The sequence below is a fragment of the Streptomyces tibetensis genome (genome assembly GCF_007655005.1).
Classification (GTDB): Bacteria; Actinomycetota; Actinomycetes; order Streptomycetales; family Streptomycetaceae; genus Streptomyces; species Streptomyces tibetensis.
This window is the reverse complement of the sequence record NZ_SZVW01000026.1, coordinates 133,144-141,838: the sequence shown is the minus strand read 5'-3', so window position 1 is coordinate 141,838 and position 8,695 is coordinate 133,144. Positions and strand designations below refer to the sequence as shown.

Sequence of the window (8,695 nt, the reverse complement as noted above, 5' to 3'; positions counted from 1 at the left end):
ATCTCGAACATCGCACCCCTTGAGCTGGGGTGTTGCGACGATCGCTAGAACTCAAGATTTCCCCGGGGGGCCTTTCACGTTGCCACGCCCCGGCGGCGGGATCAGTAGTTCGCGTTGGCGAGCAGCTCCCCGTCCTTGTCGTAGACCGTGACGAGGCCGTTCTTCGACTCGTAGCAGGAGGTGAACGCGGAGGCGATGAGTTTGCCCTCGCCCTGGTGGGGGCCCATCAGGCCGCCGCTGAAGTCCGTGAAGACCTCCGCGGCGTCGAGGATGTCGTTGCGCTTGTCCGCGCCGGTCACCTTCGTGACGTGTGCGACCGCGGCCTTCTCCGTGTCCGTGCCGTTCTCGGCGACGCAGTCCCTGAACTGCTCGGCCTGGGGCTTCTCCTCGGTCGCCCCGGCCTTCTTCGGCTTGTCGTCGCCCGGCCTGCCGTCGGCGACGACGGCCTTGTCCTTGTTCGAGGTGTCCCCGCTGTCGTCACCCCCGCCGCTCGTGGCGACGGCGGCGACGACGAAGAGGGCGAGGATGCCCGCGCAGCCGAGGCCCGCGATCTTGCCCACGCCGCGCTTCTTCGGCGGCTGGGGCGCCGGGGCGCCGTAGAAGGGCCGCTGCGGGTGGGGCTCGGTGGGCGGCTGCGGGTACTGCTGGCTCATGGGTCCCCCTCGGGATCATTCGTGTCGTGCGTACGACATGCCGGAGGAGCCGCGTGGTTGTAGAAGGCTGAACGAATTCACCTGATGGGGGTACGGGCGGTCGCACAGCCGCAGTGGACCCGTACGCGCGTCCGCCCCGGGTCGGTGGTTGCTCCGGGCCCTTCTCTACGATGGGCGGGTGAACAGCCCCCGCCGACGCGCACCGCGACTCGTCCTGGGGCCGTGGCATGTGCTGGGCGTGCTGGGGCTGTTGGTGGGGTTGCTGGGGATGCACGGGCTGGCGCCCGGGGGTGGTCTGCCCGGGCAGGGCCATGGGGAGCAGGCGCACGCCTCGCAGGCGGCCGTGCCCCGGAGCCATGGGTTCGAGACCCACGAACCCCCGACGCAGCTCATGCCCTACGGGCACTGCGGTGACGGGCACGTCCAGCACGCCGACGCGACCTGTGCGTCGGGTGCCGTGGGAGGTGGGCCGGTGGTGCCGCCGCTCGTTCCCGACCCGGTCCCCGTGGGTGAGGGGGAGAGCGCCGTTCGGGCGTATGCCGTCGTGGATTCGGAGGGGGCCCGGGCCCCGCCTTCCCTCTCCGAGCTTCAGCTTCTGCGGATCTAGACACCACGTGTCACGCCGGCCGGTACCGACCGGTGGCGGCGTGACGCCTGAGTCGTGTCCGCGATCCTCAGTTCCGTGCAGAAGCAGGAGTTCACACATGAGCAACAGCATTCGTACCCTCGCGCGCCGTGCCGCCCTGGTGGTGGCGACGAGTGCCGCGGCCGTCGTTCTCGCCGCCTGCGGCGGTGACGGTGCCGACCGGGCCGCCGCCGGTCACGGCGACGCCGCAAGCCACAGCCCCACGGGGGCCCCGTCGCCCGCCGGCGCCCACAACGCCCAGGACGTCGCCTTCGCGCAGGGCATGATCCCGCACCACCGGCAGGCGCTGGAGATGGCGCGGCTGGCCGGTGACCGGGCCTCCTCGGACAGGGTCAAGGACCTCGCGGGGCGGATCGAGAAGGCGCAGGATCCGGAGATCCGGACCATGACCGGCTGGCTGAAGACCTGGGGCGAGGACGTCCCCGCGGCCTCCGGCGGCGGCATGGACCACTCCGCGTCGGGCCACTCCGGTATGCCCGGCATGATGGGCGCCGAGGACATGGCCGCGCTGGAGAGGCTGACGGGCAAGGCCTTCGACGTGCAGTTCCTGACCCTGATGGTCGAGCACCACGAAGGGGCCGTGGACATGGCCCGGACCGAGCAGGGCAAGGGCCGCTACGGCCACGCCAAGAGCATGGCCGACGACATCGTCACTGCTCAGAAAGCCGAGATCGGCGAGATGAACAAGCTCCTCGGCAAGAGCTAGAGCCCGAGCTGGCTAGAGCTGGCGCTGGAGCGGACGTGAGAGCCGGCTGGAGTACGTGCTGCAGCGGGTGCAGGGGCTGAGCCGCCAGCCCGGCCCCGTCATGAGGCTCCGCCGGTCTCCTCCGGTGGAGCCTCATGCGCGTGCTTCAGTTCCGAGCGGGCCGCCACCCGCTCGGAACCCGCGAGTTCGGACCAGTAGCGGTGGGTGCTGACGAACACCGCGAGTTCGTGCTCCCGCTGCCGGAGCTTCTCCACCTCGGCCTGTTCGTCCGCGCTCCAGCCGGGGGAGGCGGGCCGTTCCACCTTGCGCCAGCCGTTGTCGTCGCTGAAGCCGTCCAGTGGCACCACCGACCACGGGAGCCGCTTCAGCAGGGCCGACAGCTCGGCCCGGACCTGATGGAGTTCCTCCTGGCCGGCCAGGAGGTCACTCGGAAAGTCATAGGTCGCAGCCACGACCCAATGATACGCCTGTTCGAATTTAGCAGGCGAGTTCCTTCCTGGGGTTCATGCGAACGGGTGCAGCTCACCCACCACCTGAGCCGCCACCGGAGCCGGGATCCCGTGCCGCTCGGCCGCGCGCAGCAACGCGCCGCCGATGGCGTCCAGTTCCAGGGGCCGACCGGCCTCGGCGTCGCGTTGCATCGAGGACTTCATGGCCGGCGGGAAGGCGTCGTACCGGGCGAGCGCCTGGGCCGGGTCCGCCGGGCCGCCGCACGCGCGGCTGACCGCGGCCGTCTCCTCGACCAACGCGGTCAGCTCGTCGCGGTGGCGGGTGCGGACCTCGCCCATGGGGAGGCCGTAGCGCGTGGTGAGCAGGGCGAACGGCGCCAGGAACGACATCTTCGCCCACAGGGCCGCCGTCTCGTCCTCCAGGACGCGGGTGTCCGGACCGGCCGCGGCGAAGGCCTCGGCCAGGGCGTCGAGGCGGGCCCGGGGCACGCCCGTGCCGGCCAGGTCGATCTCCGCGAACGGGCTGCCGTGTTCGACGTCGCCCGGAGCGACACGGGTCGACTCGACGCGGATCACTGCGGGGGCCACCCGGTCGGGCCGGTAGCGGGCGCGCAGGGCCGCCGGGTGTTCGACGCCGTTCAGGAACGGCACGAGGAGGCCGTCGGACAGCACCGGAGCGGGGACCCGGCCCAGGGCGGCGTCGAGTGCCGTGTGTTTGACGGTGACCAGGCACGCGTCGACCGGCTCCCGCAGCTCGGTGTCCGCCTCGACGCGGGCCGTGAAGTCGCCGAAGCGGGCGCTGCGCACCCGGATGCCCTCGGTGCGCAGGGTCTCGGCGGTCTTCTCGCCGGACAGGCAGGTCACTCGGTGGCCGGTGCGGGAGAGCAGGGCGGCGAGCAGACCGCCCACGCCGCCGGGGCCGAGAACGGCCACGGTGAGTGCGTTCGCCATGAGGAGTTCCTCTCGTCGGTCGGCCCCGGGACGGTGGCCGCCTCGCAGCGATCATGGCAGGCGTCGCTGTCGTACGGGGGCCGAAAGGGTGAGACTGGGGGCATGTGCCGGAGTATCAAGACGCTGCGCCCGCCCGCGATGCCCGAAGAGGCCACCGAGGCGGATGTGCGCGCTGCCGCCCTGCAGTACGTGCGGAAGGTTTCGGGATTCCGCGCCCCCGCCGCTCACAACCAGGAGGTGTTCGACCGCGCCGTGGAGGCCGTCGCGCAGGCCACGGCCGAGCTGCTGGACGGCCTCGAGGTCCGCGGAGCCGGGGCCCGGAAGGCGAGCTAGCCGGGCCCCAGGCGCAGACAGCGAGCCAGTCGGCCCGGCGCTTCAGACCGCCGGTTCCGGCTGTGGTTCGGAGCGCGGTGCGGGGACGGGCTTCTCCTCCCACAGCCTGATGGTCCGCAGGTAGCCGTGGACCACCGAGGCCATCGCCAGCAGGAGCAGAGGCGCGAAGAGCCACGGGTACGCGGCCATCTCCAGCGGCAGGAAGCGGTAGGACACGAGCAGCACCGCGAAGACGACCGTCCCGTATCCGACCAGCCGCAGACCCGCCCGGTCCCAGCCGCGGTCGTACGTGCGCAGCGCCGTCTCGACCGTGTATGCGAAGACCACGCCGGCGATGAGGTCCACGCCGTAGTGCCAGCCGAACCCGAGCGTCGCGGCGAGGGTGGCGATCAGCCAGAACGTGCCGGCGAGACGCAGAGCGCGCGGGCCCCTGCGCGAGTGGATGAAGATCGTGGTGGCCCACGCCGTGTGCAGGCTGGGCATGCAGTTGCGCGGGGTGATCCCGTCGAACGGCACCGCGTACGGGGTGGCGACCGGCGGCAGCGTGTCCGGCCACAGGTCGGCCACCGCCCAGTGCCCGCCCTCGGGGCCGTAGGCGAACATCGGCCCGACCACGGGGTAGATCATGTAGACGGCCGGCCCGAGCACGCCGATCAGCAGGAACGTGCGCACCAGGTGGTGGCGCGGGAAGCGCTGCTCGGCGGCCACGTTGCGCAGCTGGTACAGCGCCACACACACCGCGGCCACCGCGAGCTGGGCGTAGACGTAGTCCAGGGCGTGCTCGCCGACCGGGCCGCTCGCCCTGAGGAGCCGGCCCGCCAGCCACGACGGGTTGCCCAGCGCGTGATCGGCCATGGCGATGTACGGGTCGAGTACCAGCGGTCGGGTCTTCGACGTGATCAGCAGCCAGGTGTCCCCGGTCTTGCGGCCGGTCACCAGCAGCAGGCCGAGCCCCACGCCCTTCAGCATCAGGACGCGTTCCGGGCCGGTGCGGCGGGTGAGGGCGACGACCCCGACGCCCAGGATCACCCACAGCGCGCCGTTGCCGAACGGGTGGCCTTCGTCGGGATAGGTGCCGGTCGCCCAGCGGACCAGCAGGAACACGAGGTCGATGCCGATCGCGGCGCCGAGGGCGACGAGCCGTTGCCGCCAGGTGAGCACCACCATCGTCAGGGCGAGGCTGGCGTACAGCAGGAACCCTGACTTGGGGGCGTAGATCACCTCACGTGCCTGCGTGGTGATCGGCCCCGGTATGCCGAGGTGGTACGCGGTGATCTGGAGGGCGACGAGGAATCCGAGAGTGATCACGCCTGCGGCGGCCCACAGCATCGCCCGCGGGTGCCGCCGCGCGGCGGAGGTGATCCGTTCTGCTCGGGAGGCTTCCCGCGACGCCGTCGTCGTCAATGTCTCAGCCGCTTCCAGGTCGTGGTGGTCGGGGGTGGGGTGAGCCGGAGGCCGGACTACGACGTCCGCGGCTCTCGCCGCATCAGGTACGCCGCTCCTGCCCCGGCGCCGAACAGCGCTCCCACCGACACCGCCGTAGCCAGCCAGGTCGCACCCAGCCAGTGGGCGCCAAAGTAGCCGAGGGCGACGCTGTACACGGCCCAGGTGAAGCCGGCGAGGGCCGACCAGGGCAGGAAGTCACGGGCGCGGCGGTGGGCGGCTCCCGCGCCGAGGGAGACCACCGAGCGGCCGGCGGGAGCGAAGCGGGCGACGACGACGAGCGCGCCGCCGCCCCGGGCGAGCGCCGCGCCGAGACGTTCCTGGGCGGTGGTCAGCCGCCGGGAGCGGGAGATCGCCCGGTCGAGGCGGGCGCCGCCGCGCCAGGCGAGGCGGTAGGCGGCCAGGTCACCCAGGACGGAGGCGGTGGCCGCGCAGAGGGTCAGGGCGAGGATGTCGGGCACGTCGGTCGCGGTGCCCGCTGCCGTCGCCGTGGCCGCCGTGATCACCAGGACACCGCTGGGCAGCACCGGCAGGAACACGTCGAGCAGGACGGACAAGGCCACCACCGCGTAGATCCACGGGCTGCCGATCGGCAACCCCACTTGCTCCAGCACCGCGACTCCCCGTGGCTCCCCCGTGGGCCAGACCGTGCCGCGATGGCGCGGGGGGAACGGCAGGAGTGGCCATGACAGCCATAGAGCGTACGCCTGGGGTGTGACGGTCGGTTCACGGGGGGCTCATACGTTCGGTGCGGACTGTTCACCTCGCCTCGGCTTGTCCCGGGTTGTCGCTTATCCACACATGATGTCCGCCTTGCCCCGGCAGTGGGTTGCCGCAGACGGAAACGGCGCCTTCCCCGAGAGGAAGGCGCCGCTGTCGTGTCCGAGGGGCCGGGCGGCTCAGGCGGCCACCGGGGTCTGGTCGGCGGAGCGCTGCTCCTGCGTGGAGGTGCGCTTGGCCAGCAGCCGGTCCAGGCCGAACGCGCCGGAGCCCGTGAAGATCAGCAGGAACATGGCCCAGCAGTACATGGCCGCGCCCTCGCCGCTGTTCTCGATCGGCCACAGGCCCTGGGGCTGGTGGACCTTGAAGTACGCGTACGCCATCGCGCCGGACGAGATGAACGCCGCGATGCGGGTGCCGAGGCCCAGCAGCACCAGTATGCCGCCGACGAGTTCGATCACGGCCGCGTACCAGTTGGGCCAGGCGCCGGTCGCGGCGGTGCCGCCCTTGCCGTCCGCACCGCCGAGGACGCCGAAGAGTGCGACGGCGCCGTGGCAGGCGAAGAGCAGGCCGATGACGATCCGGAACAGTCCGAGCGCGTACGGCTGGGCGCCGTTGAGGCGAGCGGTCATGTGGGGGGTCTCTCCTTCGGTTGGCCGGCCTGGGGAGGCCGGTCGGGGACGGATACCGCGGAGTAACCCACGTTAGGTGCGCCTAATTGATGCTTGCAAGTTCAACATTTGGCCACTGCTTTGCCTCCCGTTGAGGCTGAATTTCAGGCCCAGCCGCACGTAGAACGGCTCTCGCCACCGCATCCGCGTCCGAAAGTGTGACCGAATCCACCCCTGGCCGGGCGCCCGCGGCGGTCACCCAGTGCACGCCTTCTGTCGGCACACCGATCGCGAACCGCCGTGTGTGTGCAACTCCTTGACGATCCACCAGGCGATAGGGGCGCGCAGTGACGTCCAACCCGCCTGTCTCATAACCATCGACGGTGTGCGGGCGGCACCGCCCGCCGCGCAGCAGGCCGGCCAGAAGGGCGTCGGCGGTGTGCCGCAGGTCCGGTTCCGGCAGGCGGGCCTCTATGAGCGTGCTCACACGCACGGCCGACCCCGGAACGTCGGGGGAGTGCGCCACCCAGCCCCCGTCCTCGTGTGTCACCCGCAACCGCGGCCCGAGCACCCGCACCACCCCCGCCTGCACCAGCGCCGCGAGTTCCTCGACGCGGCGACGCGGCGGGCCGATGGACAGGAACGCGTTGAGCGGGGTGTACCAGCGGTCCAGGTGATCCCGGCGGGAGGCACCGGCCAGGCCCCCGTGGTCGACGATCAGCCGCAGTTCGTTGCGCAGGTCGCGCAGCACGTCCAGCGCCGCCTTCGACGGGCCGTGCACATTGCCCAGGGCGGCCTGCGCGGCGTCCTCGCGCAGATACGACAGCAGCCAGTCGTCCCACGCGCCGGGATGCCCGAAGACCCGCCCGGCGTACGGGCGGGACACCCGCTCCCAGCACCAGCGGTCGGCGTCCGGCACCCCGAACTCCGCCGGCAGCAGGGCCTGAAGGGGATCGCCGTGCGGGACGGCGAGGAAGCGGTCGGTGAACTCCCGCTCGCGCCCCGCATGCCCCGCGGCCCGCCGGATCAGCGCGCCGTAGTAGACCGTCTCCACCTCCTTCGCCACCAACGGCCATATCTCCGTCAGGAAATCGGGCGCCTCCCCGGAGTCCGCGCGCTTGCGGAACCCGGCGATCACCTCCGGGGTGAGGACGAGCGGGACGTGCCGGCCGTACGGCCCCTTCGCGTTGTCTCCGCGCGCCTGGTACGGAACTCCGCGCCTGGAACCGGCGAAGAGCCGCGGCTCACGGCCCGAGGGCAGGTACCGCAGCCCCTCGGCGTCCCGTACGAAACGGCCGCCCCGGCCGGTCGTCAGCAGGGCCGTGTGGTCGAAGAAGTTGAGGCCGAGACCGCGCAGCAGCACGGGCTCGCCCGGGGGCACGGAGGACAGGTCGACGTCGGCCGGGTTCGCGGGCGGGACGTGACGCAGGCCGTGCCGCGCGGCGTGGGCCGCGTGCCGCAGCAGATCCGGGCCGGCGGTCCTCGGCAGATGCCCCTGGGCCAGCACCACCGCGGACAGGCCGGTCAGGGTGGGGCCGTCGTCGAGGGTGAGGGCCTGGCGGTCGCCGGGGGAGTCGTCGAGCCGCACCGCGCGGGCCCGGTGCGTCTCGACCCGTACGGACGGCGGCGCGTGCCGTACCACCTCGGCGAACACCCACTCCAGGTAGCGGCCGTAGTCGGCCCGGGTCGGGTACTCGTCCGGGCCCAGCCTGCCGCCCGCCCACTCGTGCAGGCTCGGACCCGGGCGGATCGGGCCCGAGCAGTCCACGCTGTCGTCGGTGAACAGGGTCACCTGGCAGGCCACGGTGTTCATCAGCAGCTCGGGCGACTGGGCGGTGCGCCAGACGCGGCCGGGGCCGGGCGGGTCCGGGTCGATCACGTGGACCGTCAGCCGGGCGCCGGGTGGCAGGAGTTCCGGGGCGGAGGCGCACAGGCGTTCCAGGACGCTGGTGCCGCGTGGCCCGGCGCCGACCAGGGCGACGGAGACACCCTCGGGTCTCGTGGCAGGTCCGGGACCCTCGGCCGGTCCGGGACCCTCGGCCGGTCCGGGACCCTCGGCCGGTCCGGGACCCTCGGCCTCCTCCGTCTCCTGGGTTCCCTCGGCCTCCTGGCTTTCCTCGGTTTCCTGGGTTTCCTCGTGCGACGCAGACAAGGGTGGGACTCCCGGGCGTGGGGGGGCGCGT

Annotated in this window: 10 protein-coding genes; 3 read left to right on the top strand and 7 right to left on the bottom strand. The window is 72.2% G+C overall.

What is annotated here, in order from left to right:
- Positions 1-101: 101 nt before the first annotated feature.
- Positions 102-653, bottom strand: coding sequence for a hypothetical protein (locus tag FDO69_RS35615; protein WP_104786831.1), 552 nt, complete (start codon positions 651-653; stop codon positions 102-104).
- 178 nt (positions 654-831) lie between these two features.
- Between FDO69_RS35615 and FDO69_RS35610 the strand changes: the two genes are divergently transcribed.
- A complete protein-coding gene (locus tag FDO69_RS35610) occupies positions 832-1,260 on the top strand; it encodes a DUF6153 family protein (RefSeq protein WP_234388238.1) in 429 nt (142 codons plus the stop codon).
- A 97-nt stretch (positions 1,261-1,357) separates the two neighbouring features.
- Entirely contained in the window at positions 1,358-2,005 is a 648-nt protein-coding gene (locus FDO69_RS35605) for a DUF305 domain-containing protein (RefSeq protein ID WP_104786826.1), read from the top strand.
- A gap of 98 nt (positions 2,006-2,103) precedes the next feature.
- Here FDO69_RS35605 and FDO69_RS35600 read toward each other — a convergent pair whose 3' ends face one another.
- Both FDO69_RS35600 and FDO69_RS35595 read right to left on the bottom strand, forming a co-directional pair.
- The gene (locus tag FDO69_RS35600) at positions 2,104-2,457 is read right to left on the bottom strand and encodes a hypothetical protein (protein ID WP_104786823.1); all 354 of its coding nucleotides are present in this window, start codon (positions 2,455-2,457) and stop codon (positions 2,104-2,106) included.
- A gap of 51 nt (positions 2,458-2,508) precedes the next feature.
- Positions 2,509-3,405 (bottom strand): ketopantoate reductase family protein, encoded by an 897-nt coding sequence (locus tag FDO69_RS35595; protein ID WP_104786820.1) that lies wholly within the window; start codon positions 3,403-3,405, stop codon positions 2,509-2,511.
- A 102-nt stretch (positions 3,406-3,507) separates the two neighbouring features.
- Here FDO69_RS35595 and FDO69_RS35590 point away from each other — a divergent pair, with 102 nt between their 5' ends.
- Positions 3,508-3,738: a DUF2277 domain-containing protein gene (locus FDO69_RS35590; protein WP_030836998.1), complete on the top strand. Its 231-nt coding sequence runs from the start codon at positions 3,508-3,510 to the stop codon at positions 3,736-3,738.
- Between the two features lie 42 nt (positions 3,739-3,780).
- Here FDO69_RS35590 and FDO69_RS35585 read toward each other — a convergent pair whose 3' ends face one another.
- The 4 genes from FDO69_RS35585 to FDO69_RS35570 form a co-directional block, all read right to left on the bottom strand.
- The gene (locus FDO69_RS35585; RefSeq protein WP_104786818.1) at positions 3,781-5,067 is read right to left on the bottom strand and encodes a phosphatase PAP2 family protein; all 1,287 of its coding nucleotides are present in this window, start codon (positions 5,065-5,067) and stop codon (positions 3,781-3,783) included.
- A gap of 131 nt (positions 5,068-5,198) precedes the next feature.
- A complete protein-coding gene (locus tag FDO69_RS35580) occupies positions 5,199-5,795 on the bottom strand; it encodes a DedA family protein (protein ID WP_104786815.1) in 597 nt (198 codons plus the stop codon).
- Positions 5,796-6,080: 285 nt separating this feature from the next.
- Positions 6,081-6,533 carry a DoxX family protein gene (locus FDO69_RS35575; protein ID WP_104786812.1) on the bottom strand — a complete coding sequence of 151 codons (453 nt, stop codon included), beginning with the start codon at positions 6,531-6,533 and terminating at the stop codon, positions 6,081-6,083.
- 82 nt (positions 6,534-6,615) lie between these two features.
- Positions 6,616-8,487, bottom strand: a complete 1,872-nt coding sequence (locus FDO69_RS35570) for an FAD/NAD(P)-binding protein (RefSeq protein WP_104786855.1) — start codon at positions 8,485-8,487, stop codon at positions 6,616-6,618.
- Positions 8,488-8,695: the final 208 nt, after the last annotated feature.